25 protein-coding genes are annotated in these 25,719 nt (G+C 37.7%); 13 read left to right on the top strand and 12 right to left on the bottom strand.

Annotation, left to right across the window (positions count from 1 at the left end):
- Positions 1-93 precede the first annotated feature (93 nt).
- Positions 94-705, top strand: coding sequence for a hypothetical protein (locus ND855_RS16035; RefSeq protein ID WP_100725946.1), 612 nt, complete (start codon positions 94-96; stop codon positions 703-705).
- 3 nt (positions 706-708) lie between these two features.
- Here ND855_RS16035 and ND855_RS16040 read toward each other — a convergent pair whose 3' ends face one another.
- The gene (locus ND855_RS16040; protein ID WP_265355680.1) at positions 709-1,365 is read right to left on the bottom strand and encodes a hypothetical protein; all 657 of its coding nucleotides are present in this window, start codon (positions 1,363-1,365) and stop codon (positions 709-711) included.
- 144 nt (positions 1,366-1,509) lie between these two features.
- Between ND855_RS16040 and ND855_RS16045 the strand changes: the two genes are divergently transcribed.
- Positions 1,510-2,793 carry a homoserine dehydrogenase gene (locus ND855_RS16045; protein WP_265359162.1) on the top strand — a complete coding sequence of 428 codons (1,284 nt, stop codon included), beginning with the start codon at positions 1,510-1,512 and terminating at the stop codon, positions 2,791-2,793.
- Between the two features lie 4 nt (positions 2,794-2,797).
- Complete coding sequence (locus ND855_RS16050; protein WP_265355682.1) at positions 2,798-3,169, top strand: STAS domain-containing protein; 372 nt, start codon at positions 2,798-2,800, stop codon at positions 3,167-3,169.
- Here the strand turns inward: ND855_RS16050 and hflX are convergent.
- Positions 3,156-4,712 carry a GTPase HflX gene (gene hflX, locus ND855_RS16055; RefSeq protein ID WP_265359163.1) on the bottom strand — a complete coding sequence of 519 codons (1,557 nt, stop codon included), beginning with the start codon at positions 4,710-4,712 and terminating at the stop codon, positions 3,156-3,158. The genes ND855_RS16050 and hflX overlap by 14 nt on opposite strands.
- 143 nt (positions 4,713-4,855) lie before the next feature.
- Between hflX and ND855_RS16060 the strand changes: the two genes are divergently transcribed.
- Entirely contained in the window at positions 4,856-6,730 is a 1,875-nt protein-coding gene (locus ND855_RS16060) for a HEAT repeat domain-containing protein (RefSeq protein ID WP_265359164.1), read from the top strand.
- Here the strand turns inward: ND855_RS16060 and ND855_RS16065 are convergent.
- From ND855_RS16065 to ND855_RS16080, 4 genes are read right to left on the bottom strand one after another with little or no spacing between them, the layout of a single operon-like run.
- Positions 6,717-7,118 (bottom strand): response regulator, encoded by a 402-nt coding sequence (locus tag ND855_RS16065; RefSeq protein ID WP_265355685.1) that lies wholly within the window; start codon positions 7,116-7,118, stop codon positions 6,717-6,719. The genes ND855_RS16060 and ND855_RS16065 overlap by 14 nt on opposite strands.
- Positions 7,115-9,010 (bottom strand): ABC transporter ATP-binding protein, encoded by a 1,896-nt coding sequence (locus ND855_RS16070; protein WP_265359165.1) that lies wholly within the window; start codon positions 9,008-9,010, stop codon positions 7,115-7,117. The genes ND855_RS16065 and ND855_RS16070 overlap by 4 nt, the downstream gene beginning before the upstream one ends.
- Positions 9,007-9,576: an anthranilate synthase component II gene (locus ND855_RS16075; RefSeq protein ID WP_265359166.1), complete on the bottom strand. Its 570-nt coding sequence runs from the start codon at positions 9,574-9,576 to the stop codon at positions 9,007-9,009. The genes ND855_RS16070 and ND855_RS16075 overlap by 4 nt, the downstream gene beginning before the upstream one ends.
- A 56-nt stretch (positions 9,577-9,632) precedes the next feature.
- Positions 9,633-10,799: an acyl-CoA dehydrogenase family protein gene (locus tag ND855_RS16080; protein ID WP_407658726.1), complete on the bottom strand. Its 1,167-nt coding sequence runs from the start codon at positions 10,797-10,799 to the stop codon at positions 9,633-9,635.
- Between the two features lie 123 nt (positions 10,800-10,922).
- Between ND855_RS16080 and ND855_RS16085 the strand changes: the two genes are divergently transcribed.
- On the top strand, positions 10,923-11,666 hold the full coding sequence (locus tag ND855_RS16085; RefSeq protein ID WP_265359167.1) for a YebC/PmpR family DNA-binding transcriptional regulator: 744 nt from the start codon (positions 10,923-10,925) through the stop codon (positions 11,664-11,666).
- 82 nt (positions 11,667-11,748) lie between these two features.
- Here the strand turns inward: ND855_RS16085 and ND855_RS16090 are convergent, their stop codons facing one another.
- A complete protein-coding gene (locus ND855_RS16090; protein WP_108960318.1) occupies positions 11,749-11,994 on the bottom strand; it encodes a GlsB/YeaQ/YmgE family stress response membrane protein in 246 nt (81 codons plus the stop codon).
- A gap of 88 nt (positions 11,995-12,082) precedes the next feature.
- On the opposite strand from ND855_RS16090, the gene ND855_RS16095 reads away from it, so the two are divergent.
- The 4 genes from ND855_RS16095 (at position 12,083) to ND855_RS16110 (ending at position 17,316) form a co-directional block, all read left to right on the top strand.
- The gene (locus ND855_RS16095) at positions 12,083-13,432 is read left to right on the top strand and encodes an EAL domain-containing protein (RefSeq protein ID WP_265359168.1); all 1,350 of its coding nucleotides are present in this window, start codon (positions 12,083-12,085) and stop codon (positions 13,430-13,432) included.
- A gap of 7 nt (positions 13,433-13,439) precedes the next feature.
- Complete coding sequence (locus tag ND855_RS16100; protein ID WP_265359169.1) at positions 13,440-14,438, top strand: response regulator; 999 nt, start codon at positions 13,440-13,442, stop codon at positions 14,436-14,438.
- 36 nt (positions 14,439-14,474) lie between these two features.
- Complete coding sequence (locus tag ND855_RS16105) at positions 14,475-15,257, top strand: enoyl-CoA hydratase/isomerase family protein (protein ID WP_265359170.1); 783 nt, start codon at positions 14,475-14,477, stop codon at positions 15,255-15,257.
- Between the two features lie 94 nt (positions 15,258-15,351).
- Positions 15,352-17,316 (top strand): M23 family metallopeptidase, encoded by a 1,965-nt coding sequence (locus ND855_RS16110; RefSeq protein WP_265359171.1) that lies wholly within the window; start codon positions 15,352-15,354, stop codon positions 17,314-17,316.
- Here the strand turns inward: ND855_RS16110 and ND855_RS16115 are convergent.
- Positions 17,303-18,070, bottom strand: a complete 768-nt coding sequence (locus ND855_RS16115) for a glucose 1-dehydrogenase (RefSeq protein WP_108960322.1) — start codon at positions 18,068-18,070, stop codon at positions 17,303-17,305. The two genes, ND855_RS16110 and ND855_RS16115, sit on opposite strands and share 14 nt — an antisense overlap.
- Positions 18,071-18,178: 108 nt before the next feature.
- Here ND855_RS16115 and purB point away from each other — a divergent pair, with 108 nt between their 5' ends.
- Complete coding sequence (purB, locus tag ND855_RS16120; protein ID WP_265359172.1) at positions 18,179-19,483, top strand: adenylosuccinate lyase; 1,305 nt, start codon at positions 18,179-18,181, stop codon at positions 19,481-19,483.
- A 6-nt stretch (positions 19,484-19,489) separates the two neighbouring features.
- On the opposite strand, the gene ND855_RS16125 is transcribed toward purB, so the two are convergent.
- Both ND855_RS16125 and ygiD read right to left on the bottom strand, forming a co-directional pair.
- A complete protein-coding gene (locus ND855_RS16125; protein WP_265359173.1) occupies positions 19,490-20,158 on the bottom strand; it encodes an alpha/beta hydrolase in 669 nt (222 codons plus the stop codon).
- A gap of 13 nt (positions 20,159-20,171) precedes the next feature.
- Positions 20,172-20,993 (bottom strand): 4,5-DOPA-extradiol-dioxygenase, encoded by an 822-nt coding sequence (gene ygiD, locus ND855_RS16130; protein WP_265359174.1) that lies wholly within the window; start codon positions 20,991-20,993, stop codon positions 20,172-20,174.
- A gap of 237 nt (positions 20,994-21,230) precedes the next feature.
- Here ygiD and ND855_RS16135 point away from each other — a divergent pair, with 237 nt between their 5' ends.
- Together ND855_RS16135 and ND855_RS16140 are read left to right on the top strand one after the other, a co-directional pair.
- Entirely contained in the window at positions 21,231-21,632 is a 402-nt protein-coding gene (locus tag ND855_RS16135; protein WP_265359175.1) for an ester cyclase, read from the top strand.
- 82 nt (positions 21,633-21,714) lie between these two features.
- Complete coding sequence (locus ND855_RS16140; protein WP_265359176.1) at positions 21,715-22,224, top strand: VOC family protein; 510 nt, start codon at positions 21,715-21,717, stop codon at positions 22,222-22,224.
- 124 nt (positions 22,225-22,348) lie between these two features.
- Here ND855_RS16140 and add read toward each other — a convergent pair whose 3' ends face one another.
- Entirely contained in the window at positions 22,349-23,701 is a 1,353-nt protein-coding gene (gene add / locus ND855_RS16145; RefSeq protein ID WP_265359177.1) for an adenosine deaminase, read from the bottom strand.
- Positions 23,702-23,857: 156 nt separating this feature from the next.
- On the opposite strand from add, the gene ND855_RS16150 reads away from it, so the two are divergent.
- Positions 23,858-25,051 carry a DegT/DnrJ/EryC1/StrS family aminotransferase gene (locus ND855_RS16150; RefSeq protein WP_265359178.1) on the top strand — a complete coding sequence of 398 codons (1,194 nt, stop codon included), beginning with the start codon at positions 23,858-23,860 and terminating at the stop codon, positions 25,049-25,051.
- 3 nt (positions 25,052-25,054) lie between these two features.
- On the opposite strand, the gene ND855_RS16155 is transcribed toward ND855_RS16150, so the two are convergent.
- A complete protein-coding gene (locus ND855_RS16155; protein ID WP_265359179.1) occupies positions 25,055-25,702 on the bottom strand; it encodes a hypothetical protein in 648 nt (215 codons plus the stop codon).
- Between the last annotated feature and the right edge of the window lie 17 nt (positions 25,703-25,719).

The raw sequence follows: 25,719 nt of genomic DNA on the forward strand, positions 1-25,719 counted from the left end.
CTGTCTTTTATCATCATCGGCCGATTTCGCCGAAACCTTTTGATTGAAATTTCCTGTGCATGTATACAATCAGTGGGAAAAGGAAATGCAAAATTGATCGAGTTTCAATACAAACGGGAAAAAGAAAACATCCTCATTTCCTTAAAAACTGATTCCACACAAATTGGAACCTTTCACAGGATTGCGACAATCATTTATGCATTAAAAATGGACATCATTTCTGGTGAACTGAGCACAGTCATTGAACAAGGAAATGAATATACGATCGATTCGTTTATTTTGCAAGCAGATGGTGGCGATACAACAAAGGTGGCATTCCAATTAGGAATGATGATGGATTCTGTTTTTTCCAAAAATGCAAAATTTGAAGAGATTCTTGAAAAATTGCAGATCCAAGAACCAGCCGTGGCGACTTTTTTTAAAGAAACTCCTGAATTCATCTTCAGCGATCTTCCAGACAAAAACCAAACATGTTTGTATTTAGAAAGTAGCGCAGGTAGAGGTTTGTTGTATTATGTTTCGCGAATCCTGATGCAAAATCAAATCAACATCTTGAGTGCAACCATTGAAACAGATATGGAAACGGGGAGAGCGAAAGATAGTTTTTATTTAACAGATGGTTCGGGGCAGATGTTCGCCTCTTCTGACTTAGCTTTAAAAATCAGAAGAGAAATCCTTGCCCCGATCCAATCAAACTCTCGTTAGAGATTAATTTTTACAAAGAACCTTAAGAGCAGTCGCTTTGTCTACTTTTGGTGCTTTCCCATTGGAAAAACGATAAGCCAAACCAGATTTTTTGTCCACTTCGGTTTTTGTCCAAAATTTATCTTCGCTTGTTTTGATTTCATTTGGTGCTGTTGCAGCAAATTTAACCAAGTCTTCTTTGGATGGAACCACGCCACCTACTGATTTACAATACGCAGCTGCTTCTGTGAATTTTTTTGAAGCAATTTTATCCACGAGAAAACCAGAGGAAACCACTTCTTTAGGAGCCTCTTCTACTTTTTTCTCAGGAGTTTCAGCCACAGGTTTTGTTTGAGCGTCAGCTGGTGCCTTTGGTGCTTCCGCTTGTGTAGTCGCTGTAGGAGCCTTTGGTTTTAGGTATTTGACATACCCTAAGTATCCGATTGCGAGGATTCCCGCTAACACTAAAAATAGATACACTCCATTTCCTGATTCCTTCGTTCCATGAGAACCTTCTGAATGGGAAACAGGAGATTGAAGGGAAGCTTGCGCTGATTCGTCATTTCCGAAAAGCGAAGCGCTTTCATTTCTTGTAGATTGTTTCTTAACCGTATTTGTTTTCTTGGCCGCTTTTTTAACAGCCTTCTTCTTAGCGGCAGATGATGATTTTTTCGTTGCCATAATGATAATCCTTATTGCCGAGACAATTCTAATTATAGTTATCTCATAAAAACAGAAAAAGCTGAAGAACTTCTTCTCAATTTTGTTTTTTTTTAAAATTTTTTTAAGTGTGTTTCCGTTTCTCCTAAGAAATCGTGATCCTAGATGAAAGAAGTTCGCATTGGTCTATTGGGTGCCGGAGTTGTCGGCACGAGTCTTCTCCAACTCTTGGACAAAAACCGAGAAAAAATCCAACGTCATTATGGAATCAACTTACAACTAACAATCATTGCTACCCGTAACCCGGCAAAACTCCAAGGTAAAACGAACATCCCTGTCACAGACGACGTACTTTCTGTTACAAAACGTTCGGATATTGATATGATTGTAGAATTGATAGGCGGTACCGACACCGCATACCAAGCTGTACGTTCTGCCCTCGAAAATGGAAAAGCAGTCATTACTGCAAACAAAGCACTCCTATCTGAGAAAGGTCGTGAACTTTATCCAATCGCCGAAAAAGCAGGAGTTGAGTTAGGGTATGAAGCTGCCGTTGCAGGATCCATTCCCATCATTCGTACATTACGAGATGGACTTGCTTCATGTGAATTTGAAGTGATCTGTGGGATTCTCAACGGAACCACAAACTTTATTCTAACCAAAATGGAACAAGAGTCTTGGGACTATGCCACAGCTCTCAAAAAAGCACAGGAACTTGGATTTGCCGAAGCAGATCCAACCTTTGATGTGGAAGGGATCGATGCTGGGCATAAAATCAGCCTGCTCGCGAGCCTAGCATTCAGAGAGTATGTTTCCTTCCAAACAGTCTCTGTAAAAGGGATTTCTGAATTACAATCCATGGACATCCAAGCAGCACTTTCCCTCGGATATAGAATCAAACTACTCGGGATCTCTAAACGAAGTTCGGCGGGAATCTTAACTAAGGTCCATCCTACTCTTGTACCACTCGACCATCCACTCGCAAATGTGATGAACGAATCCAATGCTGTGTTTTACAAAACAAAAGAAGCGGATTCTGGAATGATGACAGGTAAGGGAGCAGGTGGAATGCCAACAGCGAGTGCTGTTCTCTCAGATATCATTTACTATGCCTCACGATTAGGAAGTAAAGACATCGCAAAAGAAAACAATCTTTTCCCAGAAGGAAAACGATTTCCGGAACCTGAGAATTTAGTTCGATATTACCTACGTTTCTCTACTGTGGACAAACCAGGTGTACTTGCTGAAATTTCCCAAATTTTAGGACGTCATAATATTTCAATTGCATCCGTCCAACAGAAGGAATCCTCTTCGGAACCTGTATCTGTGATTGTTGTCACCCATGCAGCAACAGAAGGTGAATTTCAAAAATCGTTAGTGGAAATTGATATGATGAAAGACATCATCAAACAAAAAACAGTTGCGATACGGTTATTGGAGAACCTCTAAACCCATGGCAAAGTTTACCTTCCCTTCCCTCATCATTGAAACGGAATCCATCCAAATCAAAGGGGAAGTCGTGCAGGTAGTCTCCTTTGTGGGTCAAATCACGAATACCAATGCATATGAAATCAACCGAAGTATCTCTTCTGTTTTTGAAGATGGGATTTACCAAATCATTTTAGATTTGAGTCAATTGGAATACATCAATAGCATTGGTGTAGCAACCCTCATCAGTATCATTAAAACTGTTGAAACACAAAATGGAAAGATTAGAATTGGGGGCTTAAATCACTTTTTAGAAAACGTAATCCAACTGATGGATTTACCCAAAAAAGTGCAAATTTACAATACCAAAAAAGAAGCCATTCTCAATTGGATGTAACTTCCAGCTGTTTTTGTTCCTTCTTTTTCCAAATTTCATATTCAATCAAATCAAGGAGTTTTGAAAGCCCTTCCCTTGTAATGGAAGAAACTAACAAAGAACCATTTTTCTGTAAATTGCCATAAGTTTCTTCATCCAATCCATCCGCTTTATTAAAAACAACCATCCGCGGAATTTCATTTAATTGTAACGAATTGAGGATGGTATCAACTGCATCCATCTGCTCAGAGTAATTTGGATTGGTCACATCCACAACATGTAATAATAAATCCGCATCACCTAATTCCTCTAAGGTAGCTTTAAAGGCTTGGGATAAATCGGGAGGCAGGTCATGGATAAAACCTACTGTATCAGAGATGATGATCTCTCGTTCTTCAGGAAACCGAATACGCCTTGTGGTTGGGTCTAAGGTTGCAAATAATTTGTCTTCTGCAATCACTGTTGAATTCGTAAGTGCATTGAGAAGAGTCGATTTCCCTGCATTGGTGTAACCAACAATTCCTACGATCGGTATTTCATTACGGGAACGAGACTTACGATTGAGTTCCCTTCTTCGTTTTAGGTCTTTTAGTTCATTTTCCAAACGATTGATTTTTTCTTCAACTCGCCTGTTTCCAATTTCCAGTTTGGTTTCTCCAGGTCCTCTACCACCAATACCACCCGTTAGGCGACTCATGTTATCATCCAATTCAGAGAGTCGATTTTTCAGATACTTAAGTTGAGCAAGTTCCACTTGTAATTTTCCATCGCGGGACTTTGCATTTTTGGAGAAAATATCTAATATGAGTTGGGTACGATCGATGATTTTTAAATCACTAGCATCTGAGATTTTTTTCGCCTGAGAAGGTGTGAGTTCCAAATCAAAAATTAAATGTTCTATGTCTTTGTGAACAGAAGTTAAAATAATTTCTTGGAGTTTTCCTTTTCCCACAACTGTTCTGGGATCGGGATCTCTTTTTTGCATGTACGTATCTACAACGTGAATCCCTGCTGTACGACACAGTTCCTTTAATTCAGCCATGGAATGTTCAGGCGAACGTTTCATTTTTCGTACGTCATAAACTCCCACAAGGAAAGCGCGGTTTTCTTTTTGTGATTCCTTCAGGTTAGATGTTTTTTTTGTGAATTCAGATTCGAGTGCTTCTACTTCATCCGAATATCCATACTTAATTTGGCCTGGGTATTGTTTGGGAGAAAGGATCCAAGGTTCTTTGGCATCAGGGTCTGGATTGATAAAGGCCGAAAAAAAGAATTTTGGAATCCCATCTTTATCCACACATGCCGCTGTGATAGAATCAAAACGGTTGAGAACAAGGTCCATCAAGTCTTCTTGGTTTAACGGCTGTTCCTTGAGATGCGTATGGAATAAACGAAGACCACGGAGGCGTGAATGAGCAACTCGGTAACGATCTAAATGGGGAATTTCGATGGAGTGGTCGTTGCCAACAATCAGATGGGTGACATAACCCGTCCTCTCAATGAGAAGGCCAACTTGCCTTCCGATTTCAACAGAAATCTCACCAACGAGCCTTGCGAGCTCCATAGAGATGATAGAATCCTCCCGAAGTCGCCTTTCGGAGAGAGATTTTAACTTTTTTAGCTGGTTTGGCTTAAGACCAGCGAGGTTGCCGCTAATTTTACTTATAGTACGTATCCGATATTCAAAGTATGGAAGTAGGCTATCATATGTTTCAAAAGGGTCAAGACATAATTTGGAAAAGCAGTTTGTGGGTGGTCTTACTCTTTTTCATCAGTTGTTCAACTTCAAAACCCTTCCAATTAACAGATGTTTCTCCAAAGTATCGCGAATACCAAGGGAGTGATTTAGATCCACATAAAACCAAAGATGTTGTCATTCCTGTTACGAATAATCGAAAATATGATTCTTTTATTGAAGAAGCACATCGAACTATCGCATTATTAGAGTTTGGTGAAAATATTGCTTTACGTGCTGATAGCAAAAAAACCGTAGGTGAAGCAGTTGATAAAGAAATGCAAGCTGCTGCCTATTTGGAAGAAGATTTACCTAATGTGATCACTAGGTTACCTGAACTCATTCAAACAAACCAATCCCTTATCGATAGTACACCAAATGATTTTGATGGACCAACAATTGGACGAGTTTCTCGTGAATTAGGAGTTATATTAGAGTCATTACAACAATATAGTCCTAAAGCGATTGGAATTCAAAATGCAATCCGTAATCTAAGATCAGATTCCAATAATTATAACCAAGGAAGAGATATTGCTGAACCTGAAACCAAAACAGGAACAGAAGATCCTATTCTTATCAATACTGACACTCAAACTTCCAAAAAACCAGAAAAGGTAACTGTTAAAAAAGAAGATTCCTCCAATAAAATTTCTATCAAACGATTGAATCGCAAATCCAAAGTTACTGGGAAGGCGACGGAACAGATCAATGAATTGGTTAAGAAGGAAGAGGATGAAGTCCTTTCTGATGAAGAGAAAAAAGACAAAGAATATACAGAACAAATTCGAAATGGACTTGTTCAGGTATTTCGATGGGAATACTATCGTAAGCCAAAAAATCTTGAAAAAATTCTCGCAACTCATCCCATTCCAAGAGTTCGATCTGCGGCGGCCCTTGCCCTTGGCCGATTGAAAGCTGGTCGTGTTACCTTACAATCTGCAATAGATAAAGATGGTTACCAAGTTCGTCCTGCAGCATACAAAGCTCTATCTGACATTGGTGATAAACGTTCCTTAACCTATTTTATTGCAGGGACAAAAGCAGAAGACCCAGAAGTGATAGCAGTCAGCTTTGAAGGACTTGGAAAAACCAAAGATCCAGCAGGCCGTGAATTAATTTTAACACAAGGGATTGCATCTGAATACGTTGTAATTGTTTCGGGTGCTTTACGAGGTCTCGCCTATCATAAATTAGATGCTGATGTTGAAATTTTTGCTAAATTTTTAAAATCACCAGAACAAGAAATCAAAGAAGCAGCAATCGAAGCACTTGCTATACATGGAAGCCGAGAGAGTTTACGAATCTTAGAACGTGTGGCTACAGAAGAACCTACATTAACCATGATGGCGATCGATGAAATTAGCAAAAATCCTTCCCTTTCCGCAACTTTTGCTTTGATTCGATTGAATGAATCTTTAACTGATGAAAAGTTCACAAAACGGATTGGGGAAGCACTACTTCGAAGAAAAGCATTTGGAAAGTATGCGATCATCCTAATAGAAGATGATTATCTAAGATCAGAACCTAACGAAAGATCCATTCCTTTATCTTATATTAAAAATAAAGAAATTGGTCTCATCCTATCAGAAACCAAAAAAGAATTCGCTGTTCGGATTGGTGAAGACATTGTCACAGATAAATACATCCAAATGAAAATGGAATCTACTTTACCTGGAGCAAGAAGTGCATTCGTCACTGGCTGGGTATTTTATCCAAAAATTGATATCATAGAAGTAAAACAATTAGGCAGTGATGGAAATTCAGGAAAGTATTCTCAGTTAAAAAAAGGAAAACACAAAAACTTGTTTAATCCAATTGAGGAAATTAAAGTTCCTAGAAAGGAGTAGATTTACCCTTTGAGAGAATGGTGGGAACCCATTCCACCGTTCCTTGTTTGAGTGGAACCTTTGGGATCATCCAATGTAATCCACAAAACCAAGATAAAAAAATAGAAGAAAAAGGCATCACTCCCGAGACATCAAATCCTGTGGATGCTATTACCATTATTCCTTTGTATCCTGATTTGTAAATTTTACGCATCATCCACAATCCAGAAGTTTGAGTTTCCATTGTGACATCAGAGATGATCATGTCGTAATCGTTGGAGTTAGTAAATAATTCCCATCCTTGTTTTGCATCAACGGCTCTATCGGAATTAATTTTTTTAGCATCCAAATATAATTTAAGATTATTCGCATAGCGGTCATTATCATCAACAATTAGTACTTTTTTCATATTTGGATCTCTGCATCTGCAAATTGACTATCATATAGTTTTTTATAAATACCATTTTGTTCGAGTAAAGAATCGTGATCCCCTTGTTCCTTGATCTCACCTTCTTCGATGACAACTATGTTTTTAATTCGCCTTACGGTCGATAATCGATGTGCAATAATAAATGTTGTACGATTTTGGAATAGTCTTTCGAGAGCTCGGCTCACCAAACGTTCCGATTCAGCATCAAGAGCACTAGTTGCTTCGTCTAAAATCATAATTTCAGCATTTCGTAATAATGCTCGAGCAATGACTAAACGTTGCCTTTGTCCACCACTCAAATCTAATCCACGTACACCAATCATGGTATCATATCCGTTTTCCATTTTGGTGATAAAATCATGTGCATTCGCCAATCGAGCAGCTCTTACCACTTCTTTTCTTGTAGCAGCTCCAGTTCCGTATGCGATGTTTTCAGCAATGGTTCCGTGGAAGAGGAAAATTTCTTGGGTCACAATTCCTATTTTTTTACGAAGTGATTTGAGGGAATATTGTTTGATATCAATCCCATCAATTTTGATCTGTCCTGCAGTTGGATCAAAAAAACGAGGAATTAAATCCATCATTGTGGATTTTCCAGAACCACTTGTTCCTACAAATGCATAGGTTTCGCCAAGTTTGATATCTAAGTTGATTCCTTTGAGAACTTCCTGGTTGGTTCCAGGATAAGAAAAATGGATATTTTCAAATTTGATTCCCTCTGTGATTTTTTCGAGAACTGTTTCATCACCATGTTCAATCACTTCTGGGTCACGATCGATGATTTCAAAAATTCGTTTCCCAGCAGAATTAGCTTGGGTGATTTTTCCTACCATTTGTGAAAGTTGAGTGAGTGGCCTCATTAAAAATAATAAAGTTAAAAGAAATGCCATAAACTCACCTTGAGTGAATTTACCTGAATAGATAAATTTGGCACCTAACGCAAAATATCCGAGAACTACAATGGATGATGTTAATTCAACAAGGCTAGGTGCCATTTGTAAGTAAAATTGACCTTTAAATGTCCTTCTATAAACTTTATAATTGATATTATCAAACTTTTTAAGGTCTTGTTTTTCTTGTCGAAAGGTACGAATGACTTTGATACCAGAAATAAACTCTTGGATATGCCCATTGAGATCTGCTATTTTCTCTTGGAATCTAGCTGTAGATGAAGAAATTTTTCTCGTGAACAAAGTAACTGGCAATATCACAACAGGAACTGTCAAACAAGCGAGGATCAAAAGATCTGAATTTAGATAAATTAAAATCACTAAATGAGTTAACACATAGAAGAAATTGATAACCGCATCACGTAAATTACTCGAAATCACAGCTGCTACAATTTCTGCATCATTGATCACACGGCTCATGATAAGCCCTGTTTTCTCTTTATAAAAATACGTGAGAGGTAATTTTTGTACCTTTTGGAATAACTCTTGCCGTATATCTCGAACCGCTTTATAACCAGCTGTGGCAATACAATAAACAGATAATAAATAGGTTCCCAATTTCAAAAGATACAGTGGAAACACTGCAATACAAACTGCCCAAACTACTTCCTTGGGTTCCATGTTTTCTGTATAAGTATTGATTTGGAGTTTGGCAGAGATGATCAATCGTTTGATTCTTTCCAATCCATCTAAACTATCTTCACCCAGTAAAACTTCCTGAACTAATATGGTTTTTTCAGGTAAAGTTAAATCCAAATGAAAACGATTGTTCTTATCACTTCCGAGTGAATCAAAAAGAGGAATGAGTGCAGTTAACGAAATTCCATTGAGTATGGCTGTTAAGAGAGCAAATACAAGTCCCAAAACAAATCTTTGTTTATAATGAACGCTATAACTCAATAATCTAAAAAAATATTTCATGAATGAACTTCCTCATAGAAGTTACGAAGCACGGTTTCCCCATATTCAGTGAGGATGGATTCAGGATGGAACTGAACCCCGAAGACCTTTCTCCATTTTCTGTGACGAATCCCCATGATCACACCATCTTTCGTTTCTGCTGTCACTTCCAATTCGTTTGGAAATTCCAGTTTTGAGACTGCCCAAGAATGGTAACGGTTAGCTAAAAACTGGTTAGGGATGTTTTTAAAAATACCATCACCATTGTGTTCGATGGGAGAAGGCCGTCCATGGTATATTTCTTTCGTTTGTTCTAATTTTGCTCCAAAGGTTTCCGCAATCGTTTGGTGGCCGAGACAAATTCCAAGAATCGGAACTTTCGGATACAAAGTAACAAAATGTGACATGAGTTTCCCAGAAGTTTTTGGTAAACCAGGTCCAGGAGAAAGAACAACTGCTTGGTATTTTTGCAACGTATCCAAAGGTAAATTTTCATCATTTCGCATTACAGTTGTTGGTGCGATTTTGGTTAAGTATTGGAATAATATGTAAGTGAAAGAGTCGTAGTTATCGATGAGTAAAAACATACTAGGATAGGAACAGTGGAACTATTTTCTAATTCCACTGATCCCAATTCCAACTTTTAAGCGTTTGGAGTTTCGATCCCAACTCCATCGTTGAGGAATTTCGAAATGATCACTCTTTGGATTTGTGAAGTTCCTTCATAAATTTGGAAAATTTTAGCATCACGCATCAATTTTTCAACTGGGTATTCTTCATTGAATCCGTAGCCACCAAAAATTTGAACTGCATCTGTTGTGACACGCATAGCCATATCAGCACAGAATACTTTTGCAATGGATGCTTGGTATGTGTTACGGAAACCATTGTCAATAAGCCAAGCCGATTGCCAACAAAGCAGTCTTCCTGCTTCAATATCACGAGCCATTTCTGCGATCATAAAACTAACACCTTGGTTCACGGAAATTGGTTTTCCGAACGCATTACGAGTGTTTGCATAACGAATGGAATGATCAAGTGCTGCTCGAGCAACACCAACAGCTCCGATCGCTACAGCTGGGCGAGTTTGGTCAAATGCACCCATTGCAATTTTGAAACCTTCCCCTTCTTTACCGATCATATTTTCTTTTGGAACTTTCACATCTTCGAAAGTAACACCGCGAGTGTCGGAACAACGTTGTCCCATATTCTTTTCTTTTTTACCAACGATGATTCCTGGAGTTTTTGCATCTACAATGAAGCCTGTCATGCCTTTGTGCCCAGCATTTGGATCTGTTTTTGCAAGAACAAAAAACCAATCTGCATGTCCTGCATTGGTGATCCACATTTTAGATCCGTTGATGATGTATTCATCTCCGACTCGTTTTGCAGTGGTACGAATTCCTGCAACGTCAGATCCTGCACCAGGCTCTGTTACTGCATATGCAGCGAGAGTAAAATTTTCGGTCATTGGTTGGATGAATTTTTTCATCACATAGTCATCAGCACCTAACAACACTGGAGCGAGTGCTAAGTTGTTTGCAAGGATTGCAGTTGCCATCCCAGAACATCCATAAAATAACTCTTCTGAGGCGATCAGTTCATCCAAAACACCAAGTCCTGCTCCACCATATTCTGCAGGGATGTGCATGTTCATGAGACCCACATCAAATGCTTTTTTCAAAATCTCTTTTGGATACTCACCTGTGTGGTCATGGTGTTCCGCTTTGGGAATCATTTCATTTTTTGCGAAATCTCTGGCTAGTTCGCGGAGGGCTTTTTGTTCATCGGTGATTGAAAAGTCGATCATGGGTTGCCTTATAGATGTTTTTTTACAGTACTTTGGAATTTTCTCTATGAGTCAAGAAACTAGGGCGACTTAAATCTGTTGAAAAATCTTTTGAATCCAAAATTCTAGCCATGGGAGACAACAATGTCAGGACACTCGAAATGGGCGACGATTCGGAGAAAAAAGGGAGCCATTGATGCCAAAAGAGGCGCCATCTTTACAAGGATAGCCAAAGAAATTTCTGTGGCAGCGAAAGAAGGTGGTGGTGACCAAGAAGGAAACCCAAGATTACGCTTAGCTGTCACCAAGGCAAAGGCTGCCAACATGCCAAAAGACAATATCGAACGTGCCATCAAAAAGGGTACGGGAGGCCTCGAGGGTATGGTATACGAAGAGTGTCTCTACGAATGTTATGCACCTGGTGGAGTTGCGATCATGGTGGATGTCCTTACCGATAAAAAGTCTCGTACAACTCCCGAAATCAAAAGTATTTTAACCAAACTTGGCGGATCCCTTGCCAACGCAGGAGCTGTTTCCCGTTTGTTTGAGCGAAAAGGCCAACTCACTCTAAAAGCAGATCAAATTTCCGAAGAAGCTTTGTTTGATTTAGCATTGGGTGCAGGGGCCGAAGACATACAAGTCAATGACGGCATGTACATCGTCCTCACTTCTCCTTCCGAATACGAAGCTGTACAATCTTCGTTATCTTCCAAAGGATTAAATATGGAAGAGTCGGAAATCAAATACATTCCCATGACAACAGTCGAAGTGAACGACAAAGAAATGGCAGAAAAAATCATGAAACTCATTGAAAACCTCGAAGCAAACGATGATGTGCAGGGTGTGAGTTCCAATTTTGAGTTAGGCGAGGGAGTCGAACTCGACTAAAAAAAGAGCAGAAGAAGAGGGGACTTATGTCTCCCTCTCTTTTTTACATGAGAATGGACCGAGATACATAGACCTTAGAGATCTATTTTCTTTTGATCATCCCAGCAATGATAATCAATAAAATAGCTCCAACAACGGCAACTATGAGTTCCGCGATGAGTCCGTAAGAACGAAATCCAAGCAGACCAAACACAATCCCGCCTAAAAAGGAACCTACAACACCAATCACTAAATTGGCGATGATTCCAAATCCCTTTCCACGTAAGATCCGACCAGCAAGCCATCCAGCCGCAAGACCAATGAGTAAAAACCAAATAAAACTAAACATAAGTGACTATCCTTGTTGCCTTTTCTATTGAATTCTCATAAAATTACAAGACGTCGTGAAAGAATCAAATCATATACGAAGGTAACATTTGAAAAATCAACTTTTAACTGGTCCTTATTATTTTGGAATGAAAGACTTGGAAGTGTTTAAAAAACATTTCATCCAAGAAAATAAAGGGAAACCACTCTTTCTCATTCGGTTTGAAAATATCACAGGCATTGAACTTACAGAATTTTTAGATTTATTACGTACTGAATTTTATTCCTGTTTGGACTTAGAGGATATTTGTTTCGGATTCCATTACTTCGAAAAACAAAATATACTACTCATGGGAATTTCACCCTTATTTGAATGGGACATTGAAAAGTTTCCGAATATCGAAAACTCTGTTGGAAAATTCCAACAACAATGTATCCAAAATAAAATTGTTTCGTTTCATTTTGGAGTTTCAAGAACCCAATCCAATTTTATATCCGATAATGAAGAAATCTTTGCCGAACTTTTTAAATCATCTGAAAAAAATCTCAATGATAACTTAGTTCGTTGGAGTTGGACATACTACAATAAAGCAAACACTTATATCTCTGGATCTGTTCATGAAGCAATGATCCAACCGACTGTCATTTTTAATCCTAAAGATAAAACATATTCCGTTAAAGGTGGCGAAGTTTTTTTGGGAGGAGGTGCTTATATTGGTTATAAAGATTTAATCAATGACATTCCATCCGACCAAGACATCAATCGGATAGAACTTTTAATTTTAGAAAAACTAATCATTGCATGTGAAGGTGCACCTGGCCTTTTAAAATTTAATATTTCACCTCAATCTTTAATTGATACATTTTCACAAAATGAACGAGTTGACCGACTCAAAAAATTAATTTTAAGCAAAGACCTTTCTCCTGAAAACATACGCTTTGAACTCGTAGAAAAACCATACGACGAATCAAAATACCAATTAAAAGATGTGTGCCATGCGTTTTATTCGCATGGAATGAGTTTTGCAGCTGATGACTTTGGTGTAAAAAGTCAGTCTCATCAAATAGTACTAGATTTGGGAATTATGATCAAAGAATTCAAATTGGACCCAATTAGTTTTAAATTTAAAATTGAAGAAGACCAAATTAAATTTTTAGACAACTTAGCTTTTATCGATTATTGCAAACGATTAGCTGACAACCGAGAAGCTGTCATAACAGCAGAAGCTGTAGAAGATTTTGATACATTACGTTTCCTTATGGAACACCAAATTTATCAATTCCAAGCAAATATTTTATTTGGTAAAATGACAGTTTCTGATTACAAACGAGATTTTGATTTACTCCATTCCATACACGAAGATGTTGTGAAAGAAGTATTGACAGACAAAATTTTATCGGAAAAACAAAAGAAAGTTGGTAACTTGTTTTTAGTCGCATCCGAAGAAGGACTCATTTAAAGTTTTTATGCATTTTATCATGGCAATTGAAAACGATCCAAATTCTTCTCAAGATTTGGAAAACATTTTCCTTGGATTAAGACAAAGAGTTGTCATTACAAAGTTTTCCCAAACTGTCCAAGAGTATGTAAAATCTTCAAATCCAGACATCATTCTCATGGGTTTGACTTTCAAAGATAAAAAAGAATTAGAATTCATCTTGGAATTACGACGTGATGTGATCACTCATAACATTCCTATATTAGCAATGATACCAAAGGAAGACACAAACTTTATTGCTAATCACAAAAAACTTGGATTTACAGACTATATTGTAAAACCCTTAGCCAAACAATCTTTACTCGATAGAATCCATTCTCATATCGAAGAATATAAGTTTAGTGAATCTTCAAAAACTCGTGATAATGTTTCCTTTGTCGTTGTTGACCGCGGCCAGGATCGTGTTTTATTCCAATGCCGCGCTAACCTCAAACGATATGTTTTTCCTGAATTTAAAAAAATATTCACTCTCAATTTTTTAAAATCCATTCACACGGAAAGAATTTGCTTTGATGTTAGAGTAGTGCCTGATCTTGGAAAAGAAGAAGTAGAAGTTTTTGAACGTGTGATCAAAATTTTTCAGAACCATGATAAGGTAATATTCATAGCAGGCCGACATATGGGTGCCTTCATTGAACATTCAACTGATGATGAAAAAATGTTAGTTTTTATGGCTCCAAACGAATTCGATGAATACGTAAAAATGGAAGAGCTAAAAAAGGAAGAACTTCGTAAAAAAGAAAAAAAGGAAAAATTTGCAAAAGACTCAAATAAAGAGCCAAGTCAAAATAATCCCGTTCCTCCAACTAATTTAGGTGATGTGAAAATTGAAATCAACACCAATTCAGAAGCAAATCCAGCAACAATTGTAAATGATACTAATCCTGCAGATAATCTTCAATCTCCAAAAGAAAAAGAAACTTCGGAACCAAGTCCTGGGCCGGAACAAGCGGAAAATTCAAAATAGAACATTCAATATCAAACGTAATTTAAGAAGTAAAACATGAACTACAAAAGAGAAGTAATCGATCTACCAAATGGCAAAGGAGAAATCATTCGTTTTCAAATGAATGAACAAAACTCTTTAACTGGTCAAAACATGCGTGATCTTGGTGAGATTTTAAAGGAAATCAAAGCAGATCCAACCAAAAAAGGTGTGATTTTAGGAACGGACAATCCAAAGTTTTTTTGTAATGGATTAGATGCAGAAAATCTACTCTCAACACCTAGAAACAAACTGATTGATGAAGTTGGTGGCATTGTCATTTTATTTGGTGAAATGGTTCAATTTGATAAACCACTCATTACTGAAGTAACAGGATATGCTATGGGTGGTGGTGCTGTGATCACAGTTGCATCAGACTTCAAATACATGTTAGATGGTAAATGCCGTATTGGATTTACCGAAGTGAATGTAGGTCTACCTCTTCCAGCTAGTTTTATTGATCGAATCAAAATGTGTGTGGAACCAAGGTATTGGGCAGAAGTTTGTTTAGAAGGAACGATCTACAAAGCACCTGAAGCTAAAAAAATTGGATTGATTGATGAGATTGCTTCTTCTCCAGAAGAAGTTAGAAAACTTTCACTTAAAAAATTAGAGTCTCTTTCAAAAGTTCCTTCATCTGCTTACCGTGGGACAAAAAACACACTCAACGCCGCTCTGCTTCGAAATTTGGAACAGTATAAAATTGATACTACCAAATCATTTGAACAACCTGGAGTTGTGGAAAATCTATTAGAAGCAATGACTGCTTTAAAGGAAAAAAGAAGGCCTGTTTTCCAATAAGTAAAATGGAAGGAAATAAAGGGGAAGAATTCTAATCCCCTTTATTTCTTATAAGTGTTTTCACCATAGATGCCGAAAATTATAGTGAAATCAGATGTTGCGTTCGTTCGTATTTGTCCTCATAACTAGTTTTTTACCAATCTTAGCAATATCGTCTTCTGATTTCCCACCAGGATTTGTTTTAAAGAACCCGTATCTATGGCCTGTAAAAGGATATGATTCCATTACAGGTGCATTTGGTGAGTTTCGAACAGGTCATTTTCATATGGGACAGGATTTTTCCACAGGTGGTAGGATTGGCGTTCCAATACTTGCTGTGGCAAAAGGAAAAGTCACACGTGTACAAAGAAGATGGACTAGCATAGGTTATGCGCTATTTCTACAACATGACGATGGAATGACATCTCGTTATGGACACCTTCACAAATTTGCACCGAAGGTTGTAAAACAAATCCTAAAATCCAAACAATCAAAACGATTCAAAGATAGAACCGATTTTGATATAGCACTTCCAGAACCTGTTGAAGTAGAAGCTGGAGAAATCATTGCATTTTCTGGAGATACAGGTGTTGGTCCTCCTCACTTACACTTTGAATTATTCAAAGACAATGTGTATTACAATCCAATGCACTTTGGACTAGGTTACAATTCTGCAGAACCAATCGTATTTAATACGTTAAGGATCACCCCTCAAACTCCACGAACTTTCATCAATGGAAGAAATGAAACGATAGAAATTCCATTTTACGAAACGAGTGGAAACCGGTTTGAATTATCTGAATCCCCAACACTTTTTATCCAAGGGAAAGTAGGGATTCAAATTGCTATCCATCAAAAATCAAATAACAATCGACTTGGTATTTTCACCTTAGATATGTTAATTGGTGATAATGTTTTGCAAGGTTTTCAATTATCTAAAATTTTAAAAGAACATACTAGAAAAAATGTTTTACTATATGACAGCTCTGTCAGTAAACCTAATGGAAATCCATTTTCCTATTATTTACATACAAGAGATGGAAATGATTTATTAGGAATGCGAAGTAATGGTCGTGAACAAGGTATCCTCGATAGCGAACAAATGAAAATGGGAGAACCCAAGGAAGTCACAATTCGTGCTACTGGTATGGGTGGACAAATGTCACTCGCTTCCTTTTATGTTTTGAAAGATCAAGGGGATTACAGCCACATCGTTACCAAAGAATGGAAATACAATGTGTACTATGATCGTTACACAACATTTAAATCCAAAGATACAAAAGTAGAGTTGTTTTTTCCAGTGAATGCTGTGTATTCAAAAGCATTTTTTGAAATTGAAGCCCAAGAACAAATCAAAATCAACACACAAGGCCTTAACCAACTTTCCAGTGTATATAAAATTGGTCCTGACTTTAAAGATTTTAATTTGGGATATGACCTCTATGTAAAGGTTCCGAAAACAAAGGATATCAACTCCGCCGATTTATATGAAGTATTATCGGATGGTAATGTAAAAAAAATCAATGGCTCTTCTTTTAGTTCTTGGGGCCAATTTTTTAAAGTGAGACTCAGAAAAACGGGACTTTTTGTTGTTCTTTCAGACCAAACACCACCAAACATCTATTTGCATGAATTAATGAACAAATCTGTTTATCCAAGGGAAGACTTTGCCTTGTACTTAAAAGCTGTGGACGTGGGATCTGGAATTATGCCAGATGGATTCGATATTACCGTAGACGGAATCCCGGGAAAGGCAGAATTTTTTCCTAAAGATGGAAGACTTGAAATTTTTGAACCAGAGAGTTTATACGAACCTGGCAAACATACTGTCCTTGCAAGTGTGAGAGATTTTGCAGGAAATTGGAGTTCGACTGTTCGATATGATTACGAAATCCAAACACCTCCGGTTCCAGAAGAGAAGAAAAAACCAATCACTGAACCATTATCTGTAGAAACTTCAAAAGAGAAAAAATCAACAAAAGAGTCAAAAACAAAACAGTCTTCGCCTAAGGTGCAAAAGGTGGCAAAACCAATCACGATCGCACCAAAGGCAAAAGATAAAAAGTCTACATCCCGATAGCAGCGCCACCGTCTACGCGGAGGTATGTTCCAGTGATGTATGATGCATCATTACTTAAGAAAAACTTCACAGCAGATGCGATCTCTTCCTGTTTTCCAGGACGTTTGAGAGGGATCACAGCAGGATCAGTTAACTTTTCTTGTACTTCTTTGGAAAGAGTTCCTGTCATTTCTGTTTGCACATAACCTGGACATACTGCGTTCACAAGAACGTTTCTTCCAGAGAATTCACGAGCAGAAACTTTTGTAAGAGCAATTACACCAGCTTTAGAAGTGGAGTAGTTTGCTTGGCCTGGTTGGCCAGTGAGTCCAGAAACAGAAGAAATATTGACAATTCTTCCAGAATCAGACTTCAGGATGAGTTTACTTGCTGACTTAGTCATAAGAAAAACACCTTTACAGTTTACATCCATTACAAAGTCATACTCTTGTTCTGACATACGAATGAGTAGGTTGTCTTTTAATACACCAGCATTGTTTACAAGGAAATCAAGTTTTCCAAATACTTCTTTTGTTTTGCTGATCGCAGCATCACAATCTTCTGGCTTAGTTACGTTACAAGCAACGCCGATTGCTTTCACACCGAATTTTGCTTCTACTTCTCTTGCAGCTTCTTCAATTTTTTCCTGATTCAAATCAACAAGCACCAAACTTGCACCATGCGATGCGATTCGGTTTGCGATTGCTCTACCCAAACCAATGGGAGAGGCAGCTCCCGTTACCAGTGCTACTTTTCCTTCGAATTCTTTGGACATATGCCCCCCTAGGATTTATTACTAGATTCTAAACATGAAACTCGAACATCGTTCGGCAATCGTAAAATTCCCAGTTGAAACGGAAGTTTACACTGAAAGACTGCCCTTATGATCGATCGTTATAGCCATCCTGAAATTTCCGCCATTTGGGAATTAGAGAACAAATTTAAGATTTGGACAGATATTGAAATTTATGCCTGCGAAGCCCGTGCGAACCGAGGAGAAGTCCCAAAAGAAGACCTCGAGACCATCAAACAAAAAGCAAAATTCAATGTTGATGAAATTCTAGAGATTGAATCCAAAGTACACCATGATGTGATCGCATACTTAACCAATTTAAACTCTTATATAGGACCAGCGGGCCGTCATGTTCACTTTGGACTTACTTCCAGTGACGTAGGTGACACTGCACTCTGTGTCCAGATGGTGCAAGCGATGGACCTTCTCATCCAACGCACTGAAACATTATTAGAGACTACAAAACAAAAAGCAAAAGAGTACAAAGACCTTCCTTGTATCGGACGTTCCCATGGAATTCATGCAGAACCAATGACACTTGGTCTTAAGTTTGCTCTCTTTTATGCAGAGATGACTCGTAACTTAGAACGAATGAAAGATGCACGCGAACAAGTTGCAGTTGGTAAACTTTCAGGAGCTGTTGGAACTTACTCCAATATTGATTTAGAAATTGAAGAATATGTATTAAATAAACTCGGACTCAAAGTAGATCCGATTGCCACCCAAGTGATCTCGAGAGACCGACATGCATTTTATATGTCTGTCCTTGGTGTGGTCGCTGCGAGTTTGGATCGTATGGCAACAGAGATACGTCTCTTACAAAAAACAGAAGGCCGAGAAGTGGAAGAACCATTTGCAAAGGGACAAAAAGGATCCTCCGCAATGCCTCACAAACGAAACCCTGTGGTTTGCGAAAGAATATCGGGAATCTCTCGTGTCATTCGTTCGAACGTTAACGTTGGATTACAAAACGTAGGACTTTGGCATGAAAGGGACATTTCTCATTCTTCTGCAGAACGCATTGTCCTTCCTGACTCTACCATCGCACTCGATTACATTTTAGAAAAAATGAATTTTGTCCTAAAAGGGCTCCATGTGTATCCGGATGCCACAGAACGTACGTTAAATGTCACGAGAGGTCTCATTTTTTCTCAAAAAGTCTTGTTATGGCTCATTGAAAAAGGTGGGATTACTCGCGAAGATGCCTACTTAATCGTTCAAGAAAATGCAATGGCAGTATGGGCTGACCAATCCAAAAATCTGCGAGACCTTTTGAAACAAGACCCAAGATGTTCCAAGATTCTGAAAGAGTCTGACTTGGATGAGATTTTCCAAATCAAACCTTATTTAGAACGTATCCCACTCATCTTCAAAAGATTGGGAATTACAGACTAAGTACGCTTACAATTCAACTGCCAACCATCCAACCAAGTCTTTTAACATTTCTTGGCTGATGGTATGGCCTTCTGAGTATTCTTTGTACTTGGGATTTTTTCCCAACGATTCTAAACTCTCTTTTGAATTCCTTGCAGAGTTAACAGATATAACATAGTCATTGGTTCCATGAGCAATATAAATTTTTTGTCGAATGGCTTCCTCGTTTGGACTTTCTTTCGCACTTGCATTTAATTTTTGTTTTGTTTCTTCTAAGAGTCTTCCACTGAGGGCAAGGATTCCTTTAAATTGTTTTGGGTGTTCCAATCCAACTGAATAAGACATCACAGCGCCTTGGCTAAAACCACCAATCCAAACATTGTTTTCATCAAATTGGAACTGACTCTTTGTATATTCTAAAAATTCCAAAATTTTTTGATGGCTCACTTCCTGTTGTCCAATATCAATTTTCGGACTTCCACCTTGGAAGGAGATCTCATACCAACCAAAACGATCTCTCCCTAAAACAAGAGGCCCTCTGATTGAAATAATGAGTAATGATTCGGGTAAATCATCGGCTAAAGAAAACAAATCTTTTTCATTGCTACCAACTCCATGTAACAACAAAAGAAGTGGAGGATTGGTTGTGGTAACTTTAGGATTTCGAACTAAATACTCGAGTGGAGGATTCATCATTTCAGATCTACCTTTAATGTAATTGCGGATTGGAATCCAATCGAACGGAAGTCATCGTCAATGCTCCAGCCACTGGTTTGTCATTAAAAAAGGAAATTTGGTCCGATGGAAACCGAGTTCCAACAGTATACAATAAAGGAAGGTAGTGTTCTGTTGTAGGAATTGCCCATTCAAATTCTTTTCCTTTACTACGAATGGAAAATAAAGATTGGGTATCTCCTGATAGAATCCAATCTTTTACTTTTTGGTCGACTGAAATTGCCCAATCAAAACCATAAACCTCACTCAACCGATCCCATGCCACCATACGGAGGTTATGTACAATATTACCACTAGCAACGATGAGTACACCTTGTTCTCTCAGTGGAGAAAGTTCCTTAGCAATTTCGTAATGTTTTTCTGGCGAAAGTTTGTAATCCATACTCAATTGTACGATGGGTACATTTGCCTTGGGATACATATGTTTTAATACACTCCATGTCCCATGGTCCAAACCCCAATCATAATCTAGTTGGACAGATTGGGATGTAACAAGGGATTGGATTTCCTTTGCCAAACTTGGATCCCCAGGAGCTGGGTATTGTACTTCAAATAAAGCCTTTGGAAAACCACCAAAGTCATGTATGGTGGGTGGGCGTTCCATCGCTGTCACAAAGGTTCCATCCGTGAGCCAGTGTGCAGAAATTACAAGTATCGCCTTTGGCTCCGGAAAGGTTTTCGAAACATTGCGAAGGCCTTCGACAAATTCATTTTCCTCAATTGCATTCATAGGACTGCCATGCCCCAAAAATAAGGATGGAAAGATCTCACTCTTTTGTATCTTGTCTGTATCCATGAAAATCTCCCTCTGTTCCATTGAGAAAACTGTTGTTTTGTCTGGAAATCTGAACCTTATAAATAGTTTAATATTAAACTATTTATTGTCAATCTATTTTGTTCCATAAAAGTCACTTTTTTCCATTATCAGAAATTTTCTGATTTTCTTAATTTGAAACTGCTGATTCCATTCTTCGATTGGAGAGTTGTACACTCTGTTCGTATCTCATTTCGTTAAAAAAAGGATTAAGTCCCAATGTCTCCGAAACAACAAATAGAAATGATATTACAGGAATTATTTTCGAATCCCAAAAGCAAAATGATCCCAGAGGTTTTTGCCTCCGACTACATCGCACACACTTCTAAAAAGGATTATGTAGGTTTGAAAATTGTAAGCCAATGGATCCAAAACTTAAATCGATTTTTGTCGGACTTAAAAATTGTAAGGTTAGAATTCATCCATGAAACGAAGGATCTTGTTATTTGGAAACGTACAATCAGAGGGAAAATCAAACCTTCCAAAAACAAAAATCTACCAACTGGAAAATTGATCAAATGGGAAGAGATGATCATTTCTAAATTCAAAGGAAATCAAATTGTCGAAGAATGGATTACCAGTGAATTTCTAGGTGCCTTACTTCCAAAAGGAAAAACATAAAAGAAACGTATTCGTATCCAAAAACAAACCAAGCAACGAATCTTGATTCATATTAAAAAAATTACTAATTGAGGAAACTAGAATGGCCGCACCAAAAAAGAAGAAACAACTCACAAAAACAAAATCCCCGAAAGTACAAATAAAAGGATCACAAGTAAAATCAAACCCCATCACACCATTTTTGATGTTTAATGCAAACTTAGAAGAGGTTACTCAATTTTATACAGGCATCTTCAAACAATCGAAAGTGATCTCGGTAAACCCAATGCAGGCAGAGTTCATATTAAACGGACAAAAATTTTCAGCTTACAATGGTGGACCTGAATTTAAATTTTCTTGGGGAGTTTCCTTCATGATCCATGTAGAAACTCAAAAAGAACTCGATCATTATTGGAATGAACTTTCAAAAGGTGGGAAAGAACTTATGTGTGGATGGGTCGAAGATAAATTTGGTATGCTATGGCAAATCACACCAAACATTTTATTAGAACTAATTTCGCATAAAGATCCAAATAAACGAGAAAAAGCGACTCAGGCGATGTTAAAGATGCAAAAAATTGACATTGCAAAATTAAAAGAATCAGTGAAATAAATGATTCCAATTCACTATATAAAATTTAATGTTTATATAGTGAATTAGTTTTCGATCGGTGTTTAGAGGGAGATTTCAAAACTTGTTAGGTCAATTACAATGGTCCACTTCCAAAACCTCGTGATTAAACTGAGATTGTTTGTTTTTCTGAAATTAGATTGTATTTTACTTTAATCTGATTGATTTTCTCTTCCATCGATTTCCACAAAGTTTCCTTCTCTGGATGGAAAGTACAAAGTACACCTAGTCTCACCAAATCAATGATTTCATCAATGGAGAAATCTAAAAATCGATATAACTTAAAAAATTCATAAGTTAAATTTACATTAAAAATATCTGGATCATCAGTGTTGATACAAAGCATCAAACCTTGGTCATAATAATAACGCACTGGGTGATTCTGTTCTTTTCGCACATACTTTCCAGTAAAGACATTTGATGTAACACAGATTTCGATAGGAATTTTGTTCTCTTTCATGTAACGAACAAGTTCAGGATCTTGGATGGCAGATGTTCCATGTCCAATACGTTCCGCCTTACACAAGTTCACGGCATCCCAGATTGCCCAAGGACCATCATCTTCCCCTGAGTGAGCGACACATCGTAAACCAGACTCACGTGCAATTTTAAACACATCTGCATAATCTTTTGCAGGACCCATGAGTTCAGCACCACCGAGTCCAATTCCAATCACTTCTTTGTGTTTCAAACCTAACACTCGTTTTAGGTTGTTCATTGCATTTTCTGGTCCAAATGATCTAGAGACGTCAACAAGTAACCGAATGGAAATTCCATCTTTCACTTCAATTTGACGAATACGATTGACCATCACTTCTACCATTTCATCAAAATCCAAACCGTTTTGGATGAACTTGGAAGGAGCAAAGAAAGCTTCACAATATACGATGTTATTAGAACGGAGATAATCCGCTAAACTATCAATGAAGTATCCCAAATCGGATGCCTCTTTGACAGATCCTTGGACAAAAAAGAAAACTTGGATGAAACCATTGAGGTCTTTGAAATTATATTTATCTTCAAATTCTTGGTCTGTGACTTCGATTCCATTTTTTTTGTATAAGAACTTAAGTGTTTCCTTATTCACACATGCTTCTAAGTGCAAGTGGACTTCCGTCTTTGGAATCTCTCGGATGAAATTGATGACATCTTGTTCGTTTGGATGAGATACAGAAAGATCACCAGCTAGGAGCGATTTCCTTTCTTTTAGAAGTGTTGTTTGTTCCGGACCATCTATCCCTTCTTTTGGCAGAAGCCAAAGTGGTGGGTGTAGGACTGGCAATTCCATGAGAGACACTCTTTCGTTTAAGAGAGTGTTAATTTGTTTATCAAAAGTAAGTTGGATGGTTGGCGAATACGGCCTGTCAGCTGGTAATCGACTTTTAAGGCGGTTTAATTCCGCAATATCACGGTCAATGACAGCAATGCGGCTAAGGATTTCAGAAAAAGGAACTTCCATGTTCCAGGAAAGAATGCCGAATTTGATGAGTGCCTACAAGTAGATTTTTAAACCTTGGGTGAAAATCCCTATTTAGGTTTGAAAAATCCCGTCGATAGGAAGTTTGGGAGCGGAAAAGACTGGAAATTTTTTCCGAATTATGTCGTATAAATGAATATGCTCACATCTCGCAAAACCTTCCTACCGTTTGCACTTCCTTCCATTTCAGAAGATGCAATTGAAGAAGTGGCTCAGGTACTCCGATCAGGATGGGTTACCTCCGGACCAAAAGTAAAACAATTCGAGATGGAGTTTGGTGATTTTGTTGGAAGCAAAGAAACAATTGCTGTCAATTCGGCAACTGCTGGGTTACATTTAGCCCTCGAAGCGATTGGACTCACGACAAACGATGCTGCCATTACAAGCTCTGTTACCTTTACTGCCACTGCTGAGGTTATTTGTTACTTTGGAGCAGAACCCATTCTTACTGATATCGATCCCATTCATAACGTAATGACTCCTGAAACCTTAGAAGCAACTATCAGCGCTAAGTGCAAATGGAATGGCAAAGAACTAACGAGTAAAAAAACAGGGAAACGAATCAAAGCAATCTTACCCGTACACTTAGCTGGTTATACATGTGATATGGAAGCCATTCTAGGCATTGCAAAAAAATACAATCTCTATGTGATTGAAGATGCTGCACATGCTTTCCCAGCGGTTCATAAAAACAAAATGATTGGAACCTGGGGTGATTTTACTGTTTTTAGTTTTTATGCTACAAAAGGCATTACCACTGGCGAAGGTGGAATGATCACCACAGATCATAAGGAGTTTGCCGACCGAATTCGTAGGATGCGTTTGCATGGAATTAACCGTGATGCATTTAATCGACCTGGTTGGTATTATGAAGTCGTGGATGCTGGTTATAAATATAACATGACCGATATTGCAGCTGCACTTGGTGTCGTACAACTTAAGGAATCACATGGATTCTGGGAACGAAGGACTGAAATCGCAAAACATTATAATGTTGAATTTTCTGGACTAAAGGGAGTCAAACTACCTAAAGAAGATGAAAACGGGATTCATAGTTGGCATCTGTATCGAATCGAAATTGATCCGAAATTGGCAAAAATTGGCCGAGATACATTAGTTGAAGAATTGAAAGAAAGAAATATCGGAACAAGTTTACATTTTATTCCTATCTTTGAACATCCTTATTATAAAAAGACGTTTGGATTCCAAAGAAAAGAATATCCTAACGCATGTCAGATGTATGATAAATCAGTTTCATTACCATTGTTTGCAGGAATGACAAAAACAGATGAAAAAGACGTAATAGATGCTGTAAAAGAATTATTATCGTAGATATTAATTTTTGGTTGGGTTGTTCTTCAAACTGATCCGGAATTCATAAAACTCTGGATCATACAGTTTGATTAGATCAACTAAACCCAATATAAATTCTGTATCAGTGCCATCTGCCTTTCTGCGAATCCAAAATCCTACAAGTTCCTTTACAATTTGAGAATCCATACTCTCATCACCAGTAAAAATAGAAAACTTGGCTGCTTCTTCTGGATCTTCGTTATCAGTGTAAGCAGGGTATAAAAAAAGGATAAAACGATCCAAATAATAAGGATCTAACCTGGATTCTTCAACTAACACTAAATAACGATCTGCTTCCTTTCTGAAAAATTTAGGATTTGAATCTAATTTTTGGTAAACAATGAAAAAATCACGAGCTGTTTGTTTGAACCAACTATCATAAACCGGTTTTGTTAATTGTAAAAACTTAGGTTGGGTTTTTGCAGGTAAAAACAAATTCCTAATTCTTCTGGGAAATTCTGGATTATAATGTCCAAATTGGTACTGATCATTTAGTTCCAAATAATACTTAGAATGAGGTCCATCTAAGAAAATTTGAATTCCTAAATATTCAGAAAGTTTTTTTAAACTGATTATAGTTTGTAGTTTGCAGAAAATTTTATGATAGGATATTTCTTTTTCACAATACAATCCAATCTTTGGAAATT

Origin of the sequence: Leptospira paudalimensis (assembly GCF_026151345.1) — a bacterium.
Taxonomy (GTDB): domain Bacteria; phylum Spirochaetota; class Leptospiria; order Leptospirales; family Leptospiraceae; genus Leptospira_A; species Leptospira_A paudalimensis.